Origin of the sequence: Rhizobium sp. SYY.PMSO (assembly GCF_046840415.1) — a bacterium.
Taxonomy (GTDB): domain Bacteria; phylum Pseudomonadota; class Alphaproteobacteria; order Rhizobiales; family Rhizobiaceae; genus Rhizobium.
Genome location: NZ_CP177351.1, coordinates 1,360,564 through 1,382,305, shown reverse-complemented (window position 1 = coordinate 1,382,305; position 21,742 = coordinate 1,360,564). Strand labels below are relative to the sequence as shown.

Genomic DNA, 21,742 nt, shown 5'->3' with positions numbered 1-21,742 from the left:
CGTCAACCGCTACTTGACGAGATTGCGTTCGAGATTGTCAGGCCATTGCGCCTGCGGGTCGAGGCGCACATAGGCCATGCCGGGCAGCCCTGTCTTGACGTACTGGATGTATTTTTTCAGCAGCTCCTGGGGAATTTGGGCGCGAACGCGGAAGGTGAGCTTCTGCCGTTCTTCCTCCGTTTCGACGGTTTTCGGCGTGAACTGCGCGACATCGGCGACGAAGGAGACCTTGGCGGGTATCGTGTATTGCGGTGCGGCATCGAGCACGAGGCGGACGTCCGACCCGATCGAGGTGCGGCCCGCCTGTTCGGTCGGAAGGAAGAAGGTCATATAGACATCGCCGAGATCGACGAGGTTCAGCACGCGTCCGCCGGCTGCCAGCACTTCGCCGGGCTGGGCAATGCGATACTGGATGCGGCCGTCCCGCGGCGCCTTGAGGGTGCTGTCCGAAATATCCGTCTCTATGCTTTCGATTTCGGCCTTGGCGGCATCCACGGCGGCTTCCGCGTCGACGACCTGTGCCTTGGCGGCGTTGATGGCGGCGTCCGCCGCCGCGAGTGCGGCCTGTGCAGATGCGAGGGTTGCCCGTGCCGCCTGCTCGTTCGCCTCGCTATCGTCGACGACTTGCTGTGAGACGGTATTGCTGCTCAGCAGCTGCCTGTTGCGGGCATTGGTCTTGCTCGCTGAATCCAGCTGGGCTTTTCGCTGCTCGATGACGGCGAGCGCAGACGTCTTTTCCGCCTGGCGCTGGGCGACAAGGCTGTGGGCGGTGTCGATGGCGATCTCGGCGCGGCGCAATTGCGCTTCGGCCTGGCGCTTGCGCGCATCGAGCTGCGCCGTATCCATCTGGGCGAGCGTTTGGCCGGCGGTGACGAAATCCCCTTCGCGAACCGTCAGATCCTGCAATCGTCCCGCCGTCTTGGCCGCGATGTCGATCTCGACCGCTTCGATACGGCCGTTGCTTGCGGCAAAACCGCTGGGAAGGCCGCGGTCGTTGACGAGCGTCCAGGCATAGTAGCCGCCTGCCGCAACGATGAGGATGATCGCGCCTGCAAGCCAGGTCTTTCGTGAAACAGCCATTGCCTTCTCCATAAGCCATCGACCCGCACGATATCGGGCCGCATACGCAAACTACCTGAAGCTCTCGATCGCCCATCGCGCAATCGGCGGCCTGGTTACTGTTTCCGGCAAGCGTTCCATCACAAGGCACTCCATCAACGGGGTTGTCTTGACTGCGAAAATGCCGGCGAGAAGCGCGGCTATGCTGGCTGAAAGCGACCGCTGCAAGCGCGACCGCCGAGGACGAAGTGATATGCCGTTCCGGCGGCCACATTGACAAAGGCGACCGCCCCGGGGAACCGTCGCGCATTCGGCGCGGATAATGTCCAGGACGCCGGCAATCGCAACGATGTGGCATCAATATCCGCAAGCCCGGAACGTGTCGATATGACGAGCAGACCAGACAGTCCGAAGCGGGTAGCAACCACCCGCGCCCGGAAACCCACGGTAACAAGGAGACGTGCGGTTTTCAATACTGCCAGCAATCCAAACGAGCTTCGTGCGCGACTTTCGGTATGCTCGGTTGCATCGCGATGTCTTGCTGGAGTTGGTGGAGGTCCGCTCCGTTGCCGCCGGGGAGACTGGCGATGTCTCCGGCATTCCGGAACAGGCGCATGACGCCATTGCATCGATTATCGGCGCATTTTTGCCGGGCATGGAGTGCGGGAAGATCGCATCGTCAAATGCCGGGATCAAACAGGCTTTATATCGTGGCTGATGCCCTACTGGACCAACATGTCGGCAAGAGCATGCCGCATCGATACGCTCGAAATACCGAAAAAGCCTCCATAGGGAAGATCAAGGTCCAGGATCACGAACATGACGCTTGCGACCGAAACGATGGCGACGACGACAAGGGAGGCCGCGAGCGGATTTCTGGGGGCCTGAAGCCCGAAGCTCAGGAAAACCAGCATAAGCCAGAAGATCAGCACGCCCAGAAACGGCGCTGAAAGCGAGCCGTGGGCGTCCTCGATGACGGTCCATCGCCCGACCATGAGATTGCTGAAAAGCTGGCTGCAACGGGCCGCGAGGACCTGATGCAACGGGTCGCCCGGCTGCTGACGGGCAATGCCAAGGCCAATGTTGTTCAGAATTGTCCCCAGAACGGGTGCTTCTCCGGTCAGCGGCAATTTCGCTATGTCGGGATGTGTCGCTCCCGCGGGCAGGGGCTCTCCCGGCCATGTGCTGGCAATGACCGCGGCTGTATAGCTGCGCAAAAGTTGCCTTTCTCCGTCCAGTGCGGAGCCATAGTTTCTCAGGCATGCATCCATTTCCGAGAGGCTCGCCGCGTAGTGATTGCGATCATGGGAGGCTGTCGTGAATGCGGTGAGTTCGGACGCCAGCAGCAGGCTCATCACGAGCGCGGCAAAAGTCACGAGCAAGGCCGTTACGACTCGAAGGAAGTCTATCGTCTCGCTGCCGCGATGGGGAGCGGGCAATCTGGCGCGCAGCAGCGAGCCTGCTGCGGCGCTGATCACAAGGAGAACGAACAAAACCAGCGTCCAGATCGCTTCGCGCGGCATCGAGAAATGCTCCAACTCCACCTGGCTTCGGATTATGTCATGTCTTCCGGCGGAACGGGAGATCAAAAGCCCCGTCTCAACGCGGAAGTTCAATGGCGGAAGCGGCCGAGGCCTTGCCTATGCGGACCGGGAAACGGCAAATGCATCGGCTTGTTTTTTGGGGGGGGGGGGCGCGGAGGACGGAGGGATAGCGGTTCTGGCCGAAGGCGTTCGATCCGCTATCGTCCACAGGTCACTTGGCGCCGATGGACTCGGCTTTGGCGTCGTCCGTACGCCCGGAGAAATAGTTTGCAATCAGCGCGCCGGAGATATTGTGCCAAACGCTGAAGATCGCGCTCGGCACGGCGGCGAGCGGTGAAAAATAGGCGGTCGCAAGAGCGGCACCCAAGCCGCTGTTCTGCATGCCGACCTCGATTGCCAGGGCTTTTCGCTTGTAGAGATTGAGGCCGAACGCCTTGGCGGCAAAGAAGCCGAGAAGATAGCCGAGGCCGTTGTGCAGCACCACCACGGCGAAGATCAGCAGGCCCGACTGCGCGATCGCGGCCTTGCTGACGCCGACGACGGCCGCAACGATCAATACGATACCGATTACGCTGACGATGGGAAGCACGGGTATTGCCGTCTTGACGACGCGCGGAAGCAGCTTTTGCGCCAGGAAGCCGAGGGCGAGCGGCAGAATGATGACCTGCAGGATGCCGACAAACATGGCCCAGGCATTCACCGGCAGATACTGGCTGGCAAACATCCAGACGAGGAAGGGCGTCACGATCGGTGCGGCGAGCGTCGTGACGCTCGTGCAGGCAACGCTGAGCGCCACATCCCCCTTGGCGAGATAGGTCATGACGTTGCTGGAGGTCCCGCCGGGGCAGCAACCGACGAGGATGACGCCGGCGGCGACTTCGGGCGGCATCGGGATGATGCGTGTGAGCAGAAGGGCGAGGGCCGGCATGATGACGAAATGAGCCACGACGCCGATGGCGACTTCCACCGGCCGGCGGCCCAGTTCACGAAAATCGTCGATGGAAATGGTGAGACCCATGCCGAACATGATGATGCCGAGCAGGGTAACGATATAGGGCGCGAACTGCTTGAAGACGTCAGGCAGGAGGAATCCGAGAACGGCAAACAGGATGACCCAGATCGCAAACGTCTTGCCGACGAATGCCGAAAATGATGCGAGCGCTTTCAACGTAGTCTCCTCCGGGGGGGGCTGATGAACGCCCCTTATCCCTTCAGAGCCTCGAGTCAAGCGCATGCGTGCCCCAAAGCGTTCGCTCTGGCGAGACAGTTGGCCGTGGGCCGGAAGAATGGCCTGCGCAAACCGCGTTCATCCAAATTGTAATTGCGGAAGATCTCAAAACGCTATAAGCGGAGTTTTAAACTCCAGTTTAAGCGTGGTCGCAGGCGCCTCTCGTGACGACAAAGCAATCCGAAATCGAATCCCTCTATGCTTCCGAGCGGATGCGCCTTGAACGCCTGGCCGGGCGAAAAGTCGGCCGCTCGAATGCCGCGGATGTGGTGCAGGACGTCTTTGCCGCCGTCTGGTCCCGGGCAGTGGAGCATATCACGCTCACGCCGGCCTATCTCTCTCGCGCTACGCAATATATGGCGATCAGCCAATTTCGGGCGGAGCAGCGCCGCGAACGGCTTCTCGGCGGCTTGCGGGAGGAACAATATGCACCTCCCGTCATACAGCCGGATCAGATCGTTGTCGCCCGCCAGGACGTCCAGCGGCTGCAGGCGGCGATCGGAACCTTGCCCGAACGAACGCGGCAGGTTTTCCTGCTCAACCGGATGCACAACTGCACGTATGACGAAATAGCGTTCGGCCTCAATATTTCCTACAGCACCGTCGAGCGCGAAATCGCAAAAGCGCTTCTTGCCTGCAAAAATGCGCTATAGCCGTCCTATTCCTGAGGGTAGGCATGCGCATCGCGCGATATAGGATATGAAGAGCATGGGGAACCGTGTTCGCCTAAGCGCGACGGCAGGTGATTTCATTCGATGACAGACGATCGACAACAGTTACGCGACCAGTCATTGATCGAGCGGGAGGCCGTTGCCTGGTTCACCCGCATGAACGGCAAGCCGTCGCGCCAGGAGAAAAGCGACTTTCAGCGCTGGCTGCAGGCATCCTCCGATCACCGGCAAGCCTACGACCAATTACGCGGTCTGTGGCGGGACATGGGATCGAATGCGCAGCTTTCGACGCCTCATGAAGACTCCGATCTCGCCGCTCCTTTGGAGAGGATTCGCCGTCTTCGCGACGAACGGAAGACAGGCAAGCTCGGACCGGTCATCGTCGGCTGTCTCGCGCTTCTGGTGGCAAGCTGCTGGCTTTGGCTGGAGCGGCCGACTCTTTTGCAGGATATGCAGGCGGATTTCGTGTCTCCGCGAGGCGAGCGGCGGCAGATTACCCTGGCCGACGGGTCGCATGTGTTGCTGGATGCGGACACGGCGATCGATGTTGCGCTGTCGGGGCCGGAAAGGCGCGTGCGCCTTTTGCGTGGCACGGCTTTCTTTTCGGTCGTCCACACGGGCAAGCCGTTCGTCGTCGAGGCGCAAAACGGCCAGGCGAGGGTACTTGGGACCGAATTCGACGTCGCGATGAACGAGGATCGTCAGGTGACGGTCACTCTTGCGAGAGGCAGCGTCGAAGTCGGCATCAGCGGAGACGGGCAGGACGTGCTGCTGAAGCCCGGCGAAAGCGTGGACTATGGCGAATCCGGAATGGGCCGGGTGAGGGAAGCCGTCATCCCGGACGAGATGGCCTGGCATGAGGGCCGGTTCGTCTTCAACAATGCCCCGCTGACCAATGTGCTTGCCCAGATAGAGCGGTATCGGGACGGGAGAATCGTCGTCATCGGCTCCGCCATCGGCAATCTGAGGGTCAGCGGCAATATTTCGCTGGATGATACCGACAAGGCACTTGCCGCCGTCCAGTCGTCCGTAGGATTCCAGATGCGCAGCTTCGGGAAGCTGACCGTCATCGGCCCATAGTGCGATTGCAAAGGCTTCGCCGGAAATTTTTTCGGAAAATATGAGGGTACGCGCTCCTGCCCGGCGATAGACACTGTGAGGAGGCTGGCAAGAAGGGCTCGCCGGCTTCTCTCGCGTTTCGAAGATAGCAAGGGCGGACGTATGAGGGGCATGACAACGAAAGGCAGGACCTATGTCCTGCTTGCGGCGACGGTTTTGGCAGGCGCTGCCGGAAACAGCATAAGCTACACGAAAGCGCTCGCCCAGGCTGTTGACCAGAGAACGCATAGTTTCGACATTCCCGCAAAGCCGATCCGCGAGGCGATGAACGATATCGTTCGCGCCACGGGCATCAACGTCGTCTTCCCCGAAACGCCGGCGGCATCGGCGATCGGCCGGCCGGTCCATGGCTCCATGAGCACCGCCCAGGCAATCGGGGTGCTCCTGAGCGGTTCCGGACTGCAATACAGCTTCACGAATTCAAATACGGTTACGATCGCCGGCGCCTCGCGAGTTGGCGGCACCGGCACTGCCTCCGATGCGACGACGCTTGCTCCGATCGTCGTCAAGGGCGCGTCGGCAACCACCGAGGGCACGAATTCCTATGGCAGCGGCTACGCGAATGTGGCGGGGAAGGAAGAAGTTCCGATCAAGGAAACCCCGCAGTCCGTGTCTGTCGTCACCCGCAAGCGTATCGAGGACCAGAACCTGACGACCCTCGATCAGGCGATCGCCAATGCGACGGGCATGGTCGTGCAGCAAGCGGATTCCGACCGTCCCGCCTACTATTCGCGCGGCTTTCAGGTGAACACGATCCAGATCGGCGGCGTTCCAACGAATATCGCTTTGCCGACCTCGGCGCAGGATCTCGCCATGTACGATCGCGTCGAGGTTCTAAGAGGGCCGGCGGGCTTGCTGAACGGTCTCGGCTCTCCGGGCGGCACGATCAATCTCGTTCGAAAGCTCCCGATGGACGAGTTTCATGTTACCGACGAAGTCTCCGCCGGCTCCTACCGCAATCTTCGCAACGAGCTCGACGTCACCGGCCCCTTGAACAGCGACGGCAGCCTGCGCGGCCGCGTCGTGGGCACGTTGCAGACCCAGGACTTCAAGGAGGACGACACCTATCGCAGGCTCGGACAGATCTACGGCGTGCTCGAAGGCGACATTTCAGACGATACGACCATCCGGGGTGGGGCCTATTACCAGCGCAGCCCCGCGCAGGAAAACTGGGTCGGTATTCCCGTAACGACGGACTACAAGTTTCTGGACGTTTCGCGCTCGACATTCTTCGGGTCGCCCTGGAACAAGAGCACATACAGCCAGACCGGCGCGTTCGCCGAGCTCGAACATCAATTCGACAATGGCTGGAAGACCAAGGCGACCCTCAATTATGCCCGCTACCAGAGCAGCATTATCGCAAACTCGATCAACAGCATGGTCGATCCCTCCACGTTGACGGCCGACATCGTTGCCAACAAATGGGCTCAGGACGACCAGCAATATGCGCTCGACTGGTACACGACAGGCCCGGTCGAGCTGGGTGGCCGCGAGCATAAGCTGACATTTGGCGTCAATGCTTCGCATGAAGACCTGGAGCAGAAGAACTATTACGGTCCGTCCGGCAACGAATTCTATAGCCATGTCGGAGACATTTTCGATTGGAACGTCCCCGAACCGGATTTTCCAAATGTCTACGGTCGCCGCACCGTAACCAACCAGTATGGGGTTTACGGCAACGCCAGGATCAGCCTTGCCGATCCCCTGACGCTGGTCGCGGGCGGACGTGTCATCTGGTGGAACAGCTCCTACAAGCCGAATGCCGACGAGAACTACTGGGGCGATACCAATATACATGACGACATCGGCCCCAAGGCGATTCCGTTTGCCGGGCTGGTATATGATCTGAACGATACCTTCTCCGTCTACGGCAGCTATGCCAAGATCTTCCAGCCGCAAGTCGTGCGCGATGTCAGCGGAAAGCTGCTGGCGCCTGTGGACGGTCAGCAATACGAAGTCGGACTCAAGGGCAGCTTCCTGGACGACAGGCTGAATGCCTCGGTCGCCTTGTTCAGCCTGACGCAGAAGAACCGCGCGATGGCCGATCCCAGCGACCCCACCGGCTCGATCTACTTCGCTCAGGGCAAGGCACGCTCCCAGGGTCTCGATTTTGAAGTCTCGGGCCAGGTGACGGATCAATGGAATGTCTTTGCCGGTTACACCTATACGAACACCAAGAACTACGACGATAGTAACAGCACGGACTATGTCGCTTTCAGCTCGATCGCTCCGCGCCATCTCTTCAAGCTCTGGACGACCTACACCTTGCCGAACGACCTCGACAAATGGACGATTGGCGGCGGTCTTTACGCGTCCAGCAGCTTTTATAACAAAGACGATGGCGGGAAGCTGGTCGCACCGGGTTACATGACCGCTTCGGCCTCGGTGTCCTACAAGATCAACGATCATTATACCGCGTCGTTGAGCGTGGATAACATCTTCAACAGGGAATATATCCGGTCGATCAACAATACTTCCACCGGATTTTATGGCGATCCCCGCACCTTCCTCTTCAAGGTGAGGGCAACGTGGTAGGAACCTTGCGGTTCCATCGTGTCACGTCTCACGGGATCGGGAGGCGTGGCTTTCTGCAGGCGGCGGTGGCCGCATTTGCCGGCGCCGGTCCGGCTCAGGCTACGGAAATCGGCCCGCGGCTCGTGAGTCTGGATATCACGGCGACACAGATTGCCGTCTCCGCCGGCGCGAATTTGATTGCCGCGACAACTGCCGGCGGTTTTCGCGCCGGACGCTCCGATCTTGCCCTGGATGCGAGCGTGATCGACATAGGGCATCCGGCCGAACCTAACCTCGAACTTCTACAGAGCCTGCGTCCCGATGTGCTGCTGTCGGCGTGGCCCCTCGCCGGGGACGCCCCGGTGCGCCGCATCGCGCCGGGGCTGGCGTTAGACCTTTTCGACAGCGTCGACGATTGGCTTTCCCGGATTGAGCGGGCGGTACTCGTGACCGGCAAGCGGGTGGGCGCCGGGGAAGTCGCCAATGAGGCCAGCGCTGCCGCCGAACGGCAATTCGACAATTTGAAACGTTCGATTGCGGCACGAGAGACACCTCCGGTTTATGTGGTCAATCTGAATCAGGACGGGGCCAGCCTCCTGGTCTACGGCCATAACAGCCTGATGGATGCAGTGATGCGGCGGCTCGGCATCGACAATGCGTGGCAATCCGGCGCCGACATCTGGGGATGGTCCCGCCTCGATCCGGCGGTTCTCGCAGCGCGGCCCGAAGCCGTGATCCTGCACCTTCGGCAATATTGGGAAGGGCCGGGGCTGGCGATGCGGCGCCTGTCCGGCGGACCGATATGGAAAGCCCTGCCGCAGATACAGGCAGGGCGCTTTCGAAGCCTTCCGCCCATCGATATCTTCGGCGGCCTGCCGAGCGCCACGCGTTTCGCAACGCTCATCGCCGATGCTCTCGATGATCGCCAGACCGTTCGATGATGGACCGGGCGATAGTGAGAAAATCGGGATCGAGCCGTGCGGCACTGACGCTGGTCATCCTTTCGGTCCTGCTGTCGGCTTCAAGTCTTTGTCGCCTGTCCCTTATGCTGTCGACCCCCGGCAATCCGAGGTTTACGGCGCTTGCCGTCGAGTTTCAGTTTCTGCCCCGGATTGCCGCTTGCCTGCTGGCAGGGGCGGCTCTCGGGCAGGCCGGGCTGGTCATGCAGCGGGTTTTGCGAAATCCGCTGGCCGAGCCGACAACGATCGGCGTAACGGCCGGTTCGCAACTGGCCATCATGTCGGCTTCGCTATTCGCGCCCTCCCTGCTCCTGTCGGGAAAGGAATGGCTGGCCATCGCTGGCGGGCTTTTCGCCACTATGCTGGCTTTTGCCGCGGCAAGCGCGGCGAGGTTCTCGGCCATGGCGCTCGTTCTCTCGGGGTTGGTCGTGGGTCTGTTGTGCAACTCCGTTGCCGGCATCCTGATGCTGTTTCGGTGGCAGTACCTCGGAGATTATTTCTTCTGGAGTTCCGGCTCGTTGGTTCAGAACGACTGGTCGGCCGTTCTCTACATGCTGCCCCGCCTTCTCGCTTGCAGCGCCGTGCTCTGGCTGTTGTTGCGGCCGCTTTCCGTCATGTCTCTCGGCGATGATGCCGTGCGTGCGTTGGGATTGTCGGCGCGCTCGGTTCGCCTGATGGCTCTGGCCGTGGCGGTTCTGCTGTCGGCATTCGTTGCCGCAGCCGTCGGAATGATCGCCTTCGTCGGTTTGGCGGCGCCTGCCATCGCGCGGTTGATCGGTGCGCGGCCATTCGGCATGCAATTGATCGCATCGTCCGTCTTGGGAGCTTTGCTGCTATGGGGCGCGGACGAAATCGTACAGTGGGCGGCCACCGTGATCCCCGGAATTCCGACCGGAAGCGCGACGGCGGTGTTCGGTGCGCCGCTATTGCTGCTGCTGTTGCGACGGATGCCGAACGGTCCCCCGAAGCCGGACGATTCCGTGCCGATTTTTCGCCGAAACCGGAACCCGGCGGTCATCCTGGCCGTGCTGACGGTTTGTGCGGTCATGATTTCGGGACTCGCCCTCGATTTTGGAAAGGCGGTAGATGGCTGGGCGTTCGCCCGCCGGGATGACCTCGTGTCGTTGGCGACATGGCGCGGACCCCGCGTTCTCGCGTCGTTCTTCGCAGGCGGCATGATCGCGCTGGCGGGTGGGATGGTCCAGAAATTGACAAGAAACTCCATGGCATCGCCCGAAGTTCTCGGCGTGTCCTCGGGAGCGATATTGGGCGTCATGGTCATGTTTTTTGCCGTTGCCGCGCCAAGCCGCATTGCCCAGCTTGCCGGAAGCAGCATCGGCGCATTCCTGACCCTCTGCATCCTGGTATTTTATGCGATGCGGCGATCTTCCTCTCCGGGCAGGCTGCTGCTGACGGGCATCGGGATCAGCACCCTGTTTGGCGCGTTCGTATCGTTTCTGCTCGTGAGCGGCGATCCCAGATTGGGGATGCTGCTGCCTATCTTGACCGGTTCCACCTATCAGGTGACGGAAGCGCAAGCGGAGGTGATCGCGGCTCTCGGCATAACCGGCTTCATCCTGTGCCTGGGATGCTCCCGTTGGTTGACGATCCTCTCGCTGGGCGAGCCCGCAAGCCTGTCCCTCGGCTTGAATGTTGCGAATGTCAGAATAGTGCTTCTTCTTCTCATTTCCGTGCTTACGGCAGCGGCTACCACCGTGGTCGGGCCGATAAGCTTCATCGGATTGATGGCGCCGCATTTGGCATCGTTCTTCGGCTGCAAGGGAATGAAGAGCCAACTGACGGTTTCGGCTGCGATCGGTGCGCTGGTGATGGTGGCCGCCGATTGGCTGGGGCGCAACCTGGCGTTCCCCTATCAGTTGCCCGCCGGTCTGCTCGCAAGTGTGGTTGGCATGGTTTTTTTCCTGATCGTCATGCCCACCCTGAGTAGGCGATAAGGGATATTGAGGCGACACACGGAAGGCTGCATCCTTCTTCGGCCGCAGCCGGCAATCGCTCCGCGATGTCCGCCTGTCAGGATGAATACAGCTTGGCGTCAGCCGGTTGCTGCGCGCGATGGTCCTCGACGATGCGGCCGTCGGCCATACGCACGATGCGGTCGGCGACATGGAAGTAGCGGTCGTCATGGGAAATCACGATCAGCGTCCGGCCCATGGCTTTCAGCTCGGGAAGCAGCTCCTCGTAGAAAACGCGGCGGAAGTCCGGATCCTGGTCGGCGGCCCATTCGTCGGTGACGATGACCGGCCGCTGCTCCAGCCAGGCCTGGACGAGAGCGAGCCGCTTGCGCTGGCCGGTCGAAAGGTCCGTCGTCGTGAAGCGATCGCCGTCGAGCTTCACCTTATGGGCGATGCCCAGCCGCTGCAGATGCGGTCCCGCCGCTTCCGGCAGGGTGCCGTAGACGAGGTCGTCGAACAGGTAGTAGTCGGAGAAGATCGTCGAGAAAAGCTGGCGATAGCGGTCGCGGTCCTCCGGCTTCACCACCATGCCGTCGTGCAGAAGCAGGCCTTGCTGCGGCATGTACAGACCGAGCAGCAGCTTGATCAGCGTCGTCTTGCCCGAGCCGTTCTCGCCGACGATGAACAGCAATTCGCCGGCGCGGATGGTGAAGTCGATGGGCCCCAGCACGAAGGGCGCGATATCGCCCTTGGCGGAAAAGGCATAGGTGACGCCGCGCAGCTCGATCGACTGTATCGCCGGAACGGTCGCGTTGACCTCGGCCGCCGCGGACAGGGGGATGTTGGGCTCGTGCTGGTCTAGCTCGGCCGACAGCGCGGCAATGCGGGCAAAGGAGATCCGCGCCTGGTCGAAGACGGGCAGGGCGCCGGCGATCTGCTCGACCGGTCCCTTGACATAGAGCAGCACGATGATGGCGCCGCTGATCACGGTGCTGTCGATGCCGAGCTGGTTCCGGCCGGCCAGCAGCAATCCGATCATGACGAAGAAGACGGCCGAGCCGGCGGCGTCGGCGGTCCAGTGCAGCCGCATGGCACGGCTTTTCAGCGCGGCGATCCGGTCTGCGGCACCCGACAGCAGGACGCCGAAGACGCGTTCCCGCCGCGGCCGGCTGATCTTCAGCTCCTTTGCTCCGTCGGTGATCGCCCGGTACTGCTTGTGCAGTTCGTCCTGGGCAACCCGCACCTCCTGATAGTCGCGGATCCAGATGCGCTGCGAGATCATGTTGATGACGATGCCGAGCGCCAGCGAGACGACGGCCATCAGAAAGACAACCGTCGACAGCGAAAGCAGATAGGCAAGGCTGCCGATGATAATGGCGAGCGCGATCGCATAACTGGAGAAATTGAAGGTGAAGGCCGAAACCGTATCGACATCGCCGGTCAGCACCGACATCAGCCGCCAGGAGCGGTGTGCCTCCAGCGCCGCCATCGGCGCCCGCAGAATCCGCGCGGAAATATCCTTGCGCAGCGCGGCGATGATCTTCTGGCCGAATATGCTGTTGAGCGCGCCGGAAACCGCAGTGCCGGCAACGCTGAGGACACACAGGCCGGCAAAGCGCGCCAGCAGGGAGAAGGTGACGCCGTCGCCGTCATGCAAACCGGCGTTGATCGTCGCCAGCAGCCATGCCGTCGCCAGGCCGCCCAGGATGCCGATGACCGTGGCGAACGTCACCACCGGCCAGAAGGGCCGCAGCAGGCCGAGCACAACACCGAAAATCTTCTCCTGCTTCAATCGTCCATCTCCAAGGTCATCGAGGACGATGCGGCGTCCCTATAGGTAAGACGAACCGGGCAGCGAAAATTGGAACATAAAATTCGAGAGTTCACGAAATTCGTCTCCGCATGTGCCGAAGAAAGCGTGGCGCGCCGATCGGGGACGCCGACAATGCGGAAAATACTCGCACGTCCTGTCCACGCATTGCCGATACCGTATTTTTCCATGCAATCACAGATCGCACCGAGCTTTTGCCATGAAAATATGATGGTTCTAATCATATTTTTCCGGAATGCCTGATGTTCATTCGACAGCGCCTGCTTTCGAAACGATTGCAGGGCTGGTCCAAGCCGGCCGGTCAGCGACCGTGGCGCGGTGACGCGTGCAATATCGTCGTTTCGGTGGACAGGATTACGGGTTGGGCTGCGGGCGGCATATCAAGGAAGCGGGGCGCTTTCCGCTCCGCCATGGCATGCACAGGGAAACGGCCGCGATCCCTTCGGGGATGCGTTCGTGCGGAGTGCTTTGACTTGTCCGGCTTTTCGGAGCCAGACGAATGGCGGCATGATTATCGGTATCCGCCATGGGTCGGCGTGGCCAATCTGCCGCATTGGCCTTCTTGCCGCGCTTATCGATGGCTATGGGAGCGGCGGATGCCGGCAGCGTCTCCCGGCTTTTTAGGGGGCGAGCGATTTCGAGAGCAGCAACAGCGTCGGATCGTCCGGATAGGGCTTTACCGTGAAGCCCATGTTCTGCTCGAGCGCTATGGCGTCATGATTGCTTCTGTCTTCTATGGACTCGATCCTGTCCATGCCGCGGCGCGCGGCTTCCTGAACCATCAGGCCCAGAAGCCCCCAGCCGAGGCCGTGCCCCTTGAATTCGCTTCGCACGGAAATGGCGACTTCGGCCCGCCTTTTCCCACGATCGCAGGCGAGCACGGCCGTAGCGATCGGCGGGGCGGTATCCTTCGCGAAGGCGATATAGCTTTCGACGGCGCCGTGATCGACGCCGATCAGGTCCGCGATCTGCCGGCGCGAGACATGTTTGACCGCCGACAGGAAGCGAAAGCGGAGGTCTTGCGGGCTGACGTGATCGAAAAGTTCGATCAGAAGCGCTTCGTCCTCCAACTCAGCCGGTCTGACCGAGACTTGCAGGCCCTCGCGCGTGGTGATGCTCCATTTCTGTTCCGACATGGCCGGTCTCCTGTGTTCGAATGGGCTTTCGCTTGCATCGCCCGGCTGGCGATCGCAGCGGCCTTATTGCCGGCGCTCAAGCAATCCGGGTGCAACATGCATTTCGTCGATATAACCGTATGTGCTGCCGATGCGCTCGACGAGCACCCTGATCGCCTGGCGCTGCAGTTCCGAATCGATGCTTCCGGTCAGGCGGACCCGGGCATTGTGGACCGCGACATTGATCCGCTCCGTTCCAAGCCCCAGCTCCGTTCTCAAACGCGTCGTAACGGCCAGCTTGAGAGCGTCGTCGCCGGGGGCGATCGCGTCCGGTGTCATGTCGGCGATGGCCCGCAGCAGATCGCGGCGGCTGACAAGCCCGACAAGCCGACCCTCATCGAGAACGAGCACGCGCTTGATGCTGTGGGATGCCAGGAGCTTGGCAATGGTGGGAAGCGGCGTATCCGGCGTAACGGCGATGATGTTTGGCGTCATGACATCGCCGACGCGCCAGGCTTTGCTCCTGATATAGTTCAGGAGGGCGTCGTCGCCTTTGCCGATATCCGCACATGACTGCTGCAGAGAGCCGATTTCGCAGCGTGACAGCAGATCGCCTTCGGTCAGCATGCCGCAGACACGTCCCAACCGGTCGAGCACCGGAAGGCCGCTGATTTCATTCTCGATCATCAGCCGGATGGCGTGGCGGACGTTGGCGCAGTCATCGATCGATACGATCTTCGTTGTCATGATATCGCGTGCCTGCATGGCAATCTCTCCGAACGATGGACTGTTGTTGAAGCTGATCCGATCTCTTCCATGGATTGGCCGATTCAACATTGATCGGCGTCAAATTGGTCGGTGAATACGGACGATGCCTGCCATCGTCGGGATGGAGGCTGCAAAAGCGATTTTTTTGACGCCGATCAATGCCGCAGCGAGGCGTCGTCGTAGGGTGTGCCGCAGATCATCGGCGACAAGGAGATCGCATCAATGGCTTACAAGACCGTTTTAAGTGTCATGTCGTCCAGGCATGGACACGAAGACTTGCGTGCTGCCGTTTCATTTTGCGAAGCGATCAACGGGCATCTTGTGCTGCTCGTCATCGGCTTCGGCGCCATGCCTCCCTACAGCGGTTATGGAGATGCTTCGGCCAGCATCTGGGTCGATGAGCGAGAGCGTGAATTGGCAAAACTTGGCGAAAAGGTTGCGTCCGTCAAAACCGAGCTCGCCGCCGCCGGCATATCGCACGAGGTGGAGGAATTCTTCTGTGATTTTCCGTGGGCGCCTGATCTGCTTGGTCAGCGTGCTTTATATGCGGATATCACGCTGATCGGCGGTGAGATTGCGTCGGATGCGCGTCTTAAGGCATTTATTGTCGATGGAGCGCTGTTTCACTCCCCGACGCCGGCGCTCATCGTGCCGAAAGGCAGTTCCCTTGCCTGGCCGCCGAAGAGAGTGCTGGTCGCCTGGGATTCCAGCCAGGAAGCCGGCCGCGTCGTTCATCAGGTCATCGATGTTCTCAAATCGGCGGAGCATGTGCATGTCACCATGGTCGATCCGGTCGCTCAGTCGGGACTCCAGGGCGAGGAACCCGGCGCCGACATCGCGGCTTACCTCGCGCGTCACGGAATCAGTGTGACGGTCGATATCATCGCAAGCGGTGCTCGCTCCATAAACGATCTCTTGCAGCAGCACGCCACCGATATCGATGCGGAGTTGATGGTCATGGGATGTTACGGTCACTCCCGAATGCGCGAGAGAATTTTCGGCGGGGTCAGTCATGCCATGCTCCAGCATGCCAAACTGCCTATATTGATGTCCCGATAGAGCAACTCCAGGAAAGCGTGTCGGCGGGCGCCCGGACGATCTATCGACGGGGTGATCGATTGCTTTACGGAGGGAGGAGAGCGGAGCCGGACATGTTCGGCTCCGCCGCCGTCAATTCTCAGTGATAGCGCCAGCCATCGTGCCAGCGTTCGCGGTGCATCCAGTAGCGATGTCCATCCCAATAGCCTCGGCCATGGTAGAAGACGCCCATTCTCGGGCCGCCCGGAACGACGACGACGGCGCGAGCGGGCGGGCGGTTCGGACGACAGGCGCCATAAGGGCCGCGATGGAAGCCGGGACCGCATCCCTGGGCCGCCTGGGCGGCGGGAATAGCGGATGCGAACGCTGCGGCTGATGTCAGAGCGATGATAAGAAGCTTTCTCATGATATCCTGCTCTTTCTTTCTCTTTCAGAGTCTTCCAGCACAATATTCATATGCCGGATATGCACTAAACGCCTAACATGGCGATTTAAGCCATGCTCTCCTTGAATTTTTTTACCGCCGCGCCGATCAATCCGGAACGACGCTCGTGAGGCGGGATCGCGATCCAGGCTTGCAGCCCGGCAAGGTCCCGATCAGATGGCGGTAAAACCGTTATCGACGAAGAGATGGACACCGTTGATGAAATTGGATTCGTCGGAAGCAAGATAGAGTGCGGCACGCGCCACATCCTCGGGCTCGCCGATCCGGCCCTGCTGCGCGGCGATCGCCGCATCCGAGACGTCGACGCCGAGAGCCTGCAGTTCGGCCACCTCGCGCAATCCGTGCGGCGTGCGGATGAAGCCGGGGCATACGGCATTGCAACGGATATTACGGTCACGGAATTCGACGGCGATGGCACGGGCAAACATGTGCACCGCCCCCTTCGTCGTATCGTAGAGCACCTCCATCGGCGTTGCCGCGACCGCGGAGATCGAAGAGGTGCAGACGATGGAGCCGCCGCCGGCTGCGATCATGCCCGGCAGCACGGCTCTGGTCATCAGGAACATGGAGCGCACGTTGACGCCGTGCAGCCACTCCCATTCCGCAAGCGTCGTTTCGAGAAACGGCTTGATGACAATGGTGCCGGCATGATTGAAGAGCACGGTCACGGCGCCAAAGCGGTCTTCGATGCCTTTGACCGCCGCATTGACGGCGGCTTCGTCCGAAACGTCGGCAACCCAGTGGTCGGCAATGCCGCCGGCGTCGCGAATAGCACGCACGGTCTCCGCCGCCGCATCGCCGTTGCGATCGACGATCGCGACTTTCGCACCTTCCGCCGCGAACAGGCGAGACGCCGCTCCACCCATTCCGGTGGCGCCGCCTGAAACGATGGCAATCTTGCCCTTCAGTCTGTCCGTCATCCGCTCCCCCCAATTTGCCGCTGTCCGCCGGCCAAAACCATCACGGAAAATGCGCTTGGTTTTTCCTCGAAGCAAGAACAATCAATGGCATGGTGCCGAATTCCCGACGGACGGGATTCCCGCGGACCCGCCAAAACATCGATGCGGCGGATCGCAAATCAGGCCGGGTCGAGCCGTTTGCCGTCCGCCGAGAACAGATGCAGCTTGTCGGGATCGGCCCGAACGTGGCACTCTCGGTCGAGCGCGATATTCGAGCGGCCGGCAACGCGGAAGACGATGGTCTGGCCGTCAGCCAATGTCCCATAGACATAGCTTTCGGCTCCCACCAGTTCGACAGCCTGAACCCGGACCTTCGCGCCGAATGAGCCGGCCTGATCCTCATCGGCGAGATGAAGGTCCTCCGGCCGTATTCCGATCGTCATCGCGCTTCCGGAAGTCTTGATATTCGGCGGCATGGTGATGCCCGATTCTTCGCCCGCCTTGATCAGGTTCATCGACGGCGAGCCGATGAACGAGGCCACAAAGGTCGTTGCGGGCTTTTCATAAAGATCGATGGGGCTGCCCATCTGTTCGATCCGGCCGCCGTTGAGGACCACCAGCTTGTCGGCCAGCGTCATCGCCTCCATCTGGTCATGCGTGACATAGACGCTGGTCGTTGCCAGCGAGCGCTGTAGCCGCTTGATTTCGACGCGCATCTGCACCCGCAATTTCGCATCGAGGTTGGACAGCGGCTCGTCGAACAGGAAGGCAGACGGTTCGCGCACGATGGCGCGTCCCATGGCCACGCGCTGGCGCTGGCCGCCGGAGAGCTGGCGCGGCTTGCGATCGAGATAGGGATCGATTTCCAGCGATCGTGCCGCGGATTGGATGCGCTGGTCTATCTCGGCCTTGGGGACGTTCCGGTTCTTCAGGCCGTAGGCCAGATTCTGGCGCACGGTCATGTGCGGATAAAGCGCATAGTTCTGGAAAACCATGGCGATATCGCGTTCGGAGGGCTCCAGGCGATTGACGACACGGTCGCCGATGGTGATTTCGCCCGAGGTGATGGCTTCGAGGCCCGCGATCATGCGCAGGAGCGTGGACTTGCCGCAGCCGGAAGGGCCGACGAGCACGACGAGTTCGCCGTCGTCGATATCGAGCGAGACGCCCTTGATGACCTCGATGCTGCCGCCGTAGGTCTTGCGCACATCTTTCAAGCTGATCTTGCTCATTACTTCTCCGTCTCCACGAGGCCTTTGACGAACCAGCGCTGCATCAGCACGACGACGACAATAGGGGGAATGATTGCGAGGATTGCCGTCACCATGACGAAGTTCCAGGGGGTGGCCGCATCCGCGAAATCCACCATCTTCTTCAATCCGATGATGATCGTCGTCATGCGTGCATCGTTGGTGACGAGCAGCGGCCACAGATATTGCGTCCAGCCATAGATGAAGAGAATGACGAAGAGGGCGGCTATGTTGGTGCGCGACAACGGCAGAAGGATATCGCGCATGAAGCGGAAGGGGCCGGCATTGTCGATGCGCGCCGCCTCCACCAGCTCTCCGGGGATCGTCAGGAAGAATTGCCGGAAGAGGAAGGTTGCCGTTGCCGACGCCATCAGCGGAAGCGTCAGCCCGGCATAGGTGTCGATCATGCCGAGATCGACGACGACCTTGTAGGTCGGAAGAATGCGCACCTCGACCGGCAACATCAGCGTGACGAAGATCATCCAGAAGAAGACCATGCGCAGCGGAAACCGGAAGAAGACGATGGCAAAGGCCGAGAGGAACGAGATGGCTATCTTGCCGACGGCAATGACGACTGCGACTACGAACGTATTCCAGAGCATGCGTTCGAGGCTGACGCCGACCACGCGCTCGACACCGCCGGAGAGAGCGTCTCCATAGTTCGCGAGGAACTGGTTGCCCGGCAGCAGCGAGATCGGCGGACGCAGGATGTCGGCGGTCGTCAGGGTCGATGCGACGAAGGTATAGTAGATCGGAAATGCCACGACGATGATGCCGAGGACGAGCATCAGGTGGCCGAGGAGGTTGGCGATGGGGCGCTGTTCTATCATCTGCCGCCCTCACGCATAATGCACGCGCCGCTCGACGAAGCGGAACTGGAAAGCGGTCAGCGCGATGACGATGACCATCAGGATCACGGATTGCGCCGCCGAGGAACCGAGATTGAGATTGACGAAGCCGTCGTTGTAAACCTTGTAGACAAGGGTTTCGGTCGCCTTTGCCGGGCCGCCGCCGGTCACGGCATGGATGATGCCGAACGTGTCGAAGAAGGCGTAGACGGTGTTGACGACGAGCAGGAAGAAGGTCGTCGGCGCCAGCAGCGGAAAGACGATCGTCCAGAAACGCCGATTGCCGCGGGCGCCGTCGATCGAGGCGGCTTCGATCAGCGACTTCGGAATGGACTGCAGGCCCGCGACGAAAAACAGGAAATTGTAGCTGACCTGCTTCCAGGCTGCCGCCACTACGATCAGGGCCATCGCCTGGTTGCCGTTCAGCAGCGGGTCCCATGCGAACCCGTTGCGCCGAAGCAGGTAGGCAAAGGTCCCCATCGCGGGATTGAACATGAAAAGGAAGAGCATGCCGGCAACCGCCGGGGCAATGGCATAGGGCCAGATGAGAAGTGTCCGGTAAAAGCGCTGTCCCCGCACGACCTTGTCGGCCGCCGCGGCAAGCCCAAGCGCGACGATCATCGACAGCGCCGCCGTCAACAGACTGAAAATCACCGTGACCTGCAGGGAGTGGAGATAGGTCTCCTCCGACAGGATGGCCTTGAAGTTCGAAAGACCGACGAAGCCGCTCTTCAGGCCGAACGGGTCCTCGCGCTGGGTCGATTGGTAGAGTGCCTGGCTCGCCGGCCAGAAGAAGAACACGATCGTAAGCACGATCTGCGGGGCGAGCAGGATATAGGGAAGGATCTTGTTGGGAAAGACGACGCGCTGCAAGGCGACCTCCATTGACCATGCAGGATGCGCCCGCAGCCAAGCCGCGGGCGCTCTGCCGGTTCAGTTGCCGATGGCTTGCTGGATCGCGGCGTTGCCGCGTTCGACGGCCTTGTCGAGCGCGGTCTTGGCGTCCTGCTTACCGGCAAGCATCGCCTCGAACTCCTCGTTCATGATGTCGCGCACCTGCGGCAGGTTGACGAGCCGGACACCTTTGGAGTTTTCGGTCGGGGCCTTGCCCATCATCTGCAGGATCGGCGTTTCCCGGCCGGGATTCTTGTCGTAGAAACCGGATTTCTTGGTTTCCTCGTAAGCGGCCATCGTCACCGGCATGTAGCCCGAGACCTGATGCAGGCGGGCCTGGATCTTGGTCTGCGAGAGGAAGTGGAAGAACTCGGCCACGCCCTTGTATTCCGCATCGGTCTTGCCGGCGAAAACCCAGAGGCTTGCGCCGCCGGGTATCGTGTTCTGCGGCCCGTGTCCCTCATAATAAGGAAGCTGGCCGATGCCGTAATTGATGCCGGCCTTGATGATGTCGCCGAGACCGCCGGACGATTCCGTCAGGATCGCGCATTCGCCTGACGTGAACAGCTGCTTGGCTTCCGACGTGCGCCCGCCGTAGCGGAAGGTGCCGTCCTTGGCGAGATCGGCAATCGACTGGAAGTGCTGGACGAAGAGGGGAGAGTTGAATTCGAGCTTGACGTCCGTGCCGCCGAGGCCGTTTTCGTTCGTGCCGTAAGCGACGTTATTCCACGCGGCAAGGTTTTCCGTCTGGATCCATGTCAGCCAGGTCGAGGTGAAGCCGCAGGGCGCTGCGCCGCTTGCCTTGATCTTCTTGGCCGCATCGAAGACTTCCGGCCAGGTCTTCGGCGGATTTTCCGGGTCCAGGCCGGCTTTCTTGAAGCTGTCCTTGTTGTAGTAAAGGATCGGCGAGGACGAGTTGTAGGGGAAGGACAGCATCGTACCGTCCGGCTTGGAATAATATGACACGATGCCGGCCAGATATTCCGATTTGTCGAAGGTGTAGCCACCCTTCTTCAACACGTCGGCCGCCGGCATGATCGCCCCTTCCGCCCCCATCATCACGCCGCTGCCGGCGTCGAACACCTGAAGGATCGCGGGTGCCTGCTTGGCGCGGAAGGCGGCGATGCCGGCGTTCAGGGCTTCCGGATAGGAACCCTTGAAGACCGGCACGATCTTGTAGTCCTTCTGGCTCTCGTTGAATTCCTTCGCAAGCTGCTCGACGACCTCGTTGTTGGCGCCGGCCATGGCATGCCACCATTGCAGCTCGGTCGCTGCAAACGCGTGCGTGGCGCCTGCGATCGATACGGTCGCCGCCGCCAGGTGGATTGCAAAAGCTCGAATGGACATGTCTCCTCCCCTGTTGAATTCATTGACATAAAATGCCGTTTTGCTTCGTTTTCTCCTGCCCTGGACTCTCCTCTGGTCCGGCACAGGCATTCTCCAATGTTTCGCATGCGTGCAACGCTCACTTTGCAAGCGCGTTCAATGTACTGTAGCGCCTGTTGCACATCTGTCCAGACGTTGGCGAAATTTTATGAGCCAGCTATTTTTCCGGAGCGCCGGTCATGCAGGAAAAGGAAGGAGATGGGGAAGGGGGAAACTGAAGATGGCGGCCAGCTGGAACCGCGCGATGCCGCGCCCCGTCCG

At 60.9% G+C, this 21,742-nt stretch carries 20 protein-coding genes; 7 read left to right on the top strand and 13 right to left on the bottom strand.

The window, feature by feature from the left end; translation table 11 throughout:
* Positions 1–9 precede the first annotated feature (9 nt).
* Positions 10–1,080, bottom strand: coding sequence for an HlyD family efflux transporter periplasmic adaptor subunit (locus ACJJVH_RS33055; protein ID WP_113384673.1), 1,071 nt, complete (start codon positions 1,078–1,080; stop codon positions 10–12).
* Positions 1,081–1,259: 179 nt separating this feature from the next.
* On the bottom strand, positions 1,260–1,532 hold the full coding sequence (locus ACJJVH_RS33050; RefSeq protein ID WP_412066966.1) for a hypothetical protein: 273 nt from the start codon (positions 1,530–1,532) through the stop codon (positions 1,260–1,262).
* On the opposite strand from ACJJVH_RS33050, the gene ACJJVH_RS33045 reads away from it, so the two are divergent.
* Positions 1,520–1,777: a hypothetical protein gene (locus ACJJVH_RS33045; RefSeq protein WP_412066973.1), complete on the top strand. Its 258-nt coding sequence runs from the start codon at positions 1,520–1,522 to the stop codon at positions 1,775–1,777. The two genes, ACJJVH_RS33050 and ACJJVH_RS33045, sit on opposite strands and share 13 nt — an antisense overlap.
* Before the next feature lie 4 nt (positions 1,778–1,781).
* Here the strand turns inward: ACJJVH_RS33045 and ACJJVH_RS33040 are convergent, their stop codons facing one another.
* A complete protein-coding gene (locus tag ACJJVH_RS33040; protein ID WP_112794703.1) occupies positions 1,782–2,582 on the bottom strand; it encodes a hypothetical protein in 801 nt (266 codons plus the stop codon).
* A 232-nt stretch (positions 2,583–2,814) separates the two neighbouring features.
* Positions 2,815–3,771, bottom strand: a complete 957-nt coding sequence (locus ACJJVH_RS33035) for a bile acid:sodium symporter family protein (protein ID WP_113384671.1) — start codon at positions 3,769–3,771, stop codon at positions 2,815–2,817.
* A gap of 224 nt (positions 3,772–3,995) precedes the next feature.
* On the opposite strand from ACJJVH_RS33035, the gene ACJJVH_RS33030 reads away from it, so the two are divergent.
* From ACJJVH_RS33030 to fhuB, 5 genes are all read left to right on the top strand, one after another.
* A complete protein-coding gene (locus ACJJVH_RS33030) occupies positions 3,996–4,484 on the top strand; it encodes an RNA polymerase sigma factor (protein WP_412066554.1) in 489 nt (162 codons plus the stop codon).
* A gap of 102 nt (positions 4,485–4,586) precedes the next feature.
* Entirely contained in the window at positions 4,587–5,582 is a 996-nt protein-coding gene (locus ACJJVH_RS33025) for a FecR family protein (protein WP_412066553.1), read from the top strand.
* 150 nt (positions 5,583–5,732) lie between these two features.
* A complete protein-coding gene (locus tag ACJJVH_RS33020; protein WP_412066552.1) occupies positions 5,733–8,156 on the top strand; it encodes a TonB-dependent siderophore receptor in 2,424 nt (807 codons plus the stop codon).
* Between the two features lie 122 nt (positions 8,157–8,278).
* Positions 8,279–9,076, top strand: a complete 798-nt coding sequence (locus ACJJVH_RS33015) for an ABC transporter substrate-binding protein (protein WP_412066551.1) — start codon at positions 8,279–8,281, stop codon at positions 9,074–9,076.
* A gap of 14 nt (positions 9,077–9,090) precedes the next feature.
* Positions 9,091–11,049 (top strand): Fe(3+)-hydroxamate ABC transporter permease FhuB, encoded by a 1,959-nt coding sequence (fhuB, locus tag ACJJVH_RS33010; RefSeq protein WP_412066550.1) that lies wholly within the window; start codon positions 9,091–9,093, stop codon positions 11,047–11,049.
* 76 nt (positions 11,050–11,125) lie between these two features.
* On the opposite strand, the gene ACJJVH_RS33005 is transcribed toward fhuB, so the two are convergent.
* The 3 genes from ACJJVH_RS33005 to ACJJVH_RS32995 all read right to left on the bottom strand — a co-directional run bounded on the left by ACJJVH_RS33005 (position 11,126) and on the right by ACJJVH_RS32995 (position 14,718).
* Positions 11,126–12,799, bottom strand: coding sequence for a cyclic peptide export ABC transporter (locus ACJJVH_RS33005; RefSeq protein WP_412066549.1), 1,674 nt, complete (start codon positions 12,797–12,799; stop codon positions 11,126–11,128).
* Between the two features lie 659 nt (positions 12,800–13,458).
* A complete protein-coding gene (locus ACJJVH_RS33000; protein ID WP_113404624.1) occupies positions 13,459–13,974 on the bottom strand; it encodes a GNAT family N-acetyltransferase in 516 nt (171 codons plus the stop codon).
* A 63-nt stretch (positions 13,975–14,037) separates the two neighbouring features.
* The gene (locus ACJJVH_RS32995; RefSeq protein WP_112794712.1) at positions 14,038–14,718 is read right to left on the bottom strand and encodes a CBS domain-containing protein; all 681 of its coding nucleotides are present in this window, start codon (positions 14,716–14,718) and stop codon (positions 14,038–14,040) included.
* 225 nt (positions 14,719–14,943) lie between these two features.
* Between ACJJVH_RS32995 and ACJJVH_RS32990 the strand changes: the two genes are divergently transcribed.
* Positions 14,944–15,780 carry a universal stress protein gene (locus ACJJVH_RS32990; protein WP_412066548.1) on the top strand — a complete coding sequence of 279 codons (837 nt, stop codon included), beginning with the start codon at positions 14,944–14,946 and terminating at the stop codon, positions 15,778–15,780.
* Between the two features lie 118 nt (positions 15,781–15,898).
* Here the strand turns inward: ACJJVH_RS32990 and ACJJVH_RS32985 are convergent, their stop codons facing one another.
* The 6 genes from ACJJVH_RS32985 to ugpB all read right to left on the bottom strand — a co-directional run bounded on the left by ACJJVH_RS32985 (position 15,899) and on the right by ugpB (position 21,442).
* Positions 15,899–16,165 carry a GCG_CRPN prefix-to-repeats domain-containing protein gene (locus ACJJVH_RS32985; RefSeq protein WP_113384661.1) on the bottom strand — a complete coding sequence of 89 codons (267 nt, stop codon included), beginning with the start codon at positions 16,163–16,165 and terminating at the stop codon, positions 15,899–15,901.
* Between the two features lie 191 nt (positions 16,166–16,356).
* A complete protein-coding gene (locus ACJJVH_RS32980; protein WP_412066547.1) occupies positions 16,357–17,124 on the bottom strand; it encodes an SDR family NAD(P)-dependent oxidoreductase in 768 nt (255 codons plus the stop codon).
* A gap of 158 nt (positions 17,125–17,282) precedes the next feature.
* The gene (locus ACJJVH_RS32975; RefSeq protein ID WP_112794715.1) at positions 17,283–18,335 is read right to left on the bottom strand and encodes a sn-glycerol-3-phosphate import ATP-binding protein UgpC; all 1,053 of its coding nucleotides are present in this window, start codon (positions 18,333–18,335) and stop codon (positions 17,283–17,285) included.
* Complete coding sequence (ugpE, locus tag ACJJVH_RS32970; RefSeq protein WP_113384659.1) at positions 18,335–19,183, bottom strand: sn-glycerol-3-phosphate ABC transporter permease UgpE; 849 nt, start codon at positions 19,181–19,183, stop codon at positions 18,335–18,337. The genes ACJJVH_RS32975 and ugpE overlap by 1 nt, the downstream gene beginning before the upstream one ends.
* A gap of 9 nt (positions 19,184–19,192) precedes the next feature.
* Positions 19,193–20,074, bottom strand: a complete 882-nt coding sequence (gene ugpA, locus ACJJVH_RS32965; RefSeq protein ID WP_412066546.1) for a sn-glycerol-3-phosphate ABC transporter permease UgpA — start codon at positions 20,072–20,074, stop codon at positions 19,193–19,195.
* Positions 20,075–20,134: 60 nt separating this feature from the next.
* A complete protein-coding gene (ugpB, locus tag ACJJVH_RS32960; RefSeq protein WP_112794717.1) occupies positions 20,135–21,442 on the bottom strand; it encodes a sn-glycerol-3-phosphate ABC transporter substrate-binding protein UgpB in 1,308 nt (435 codons plus the stop codon).
* Between the last annotated feature and the right edge of the window lie 300 nt (positions 21,443–21,742).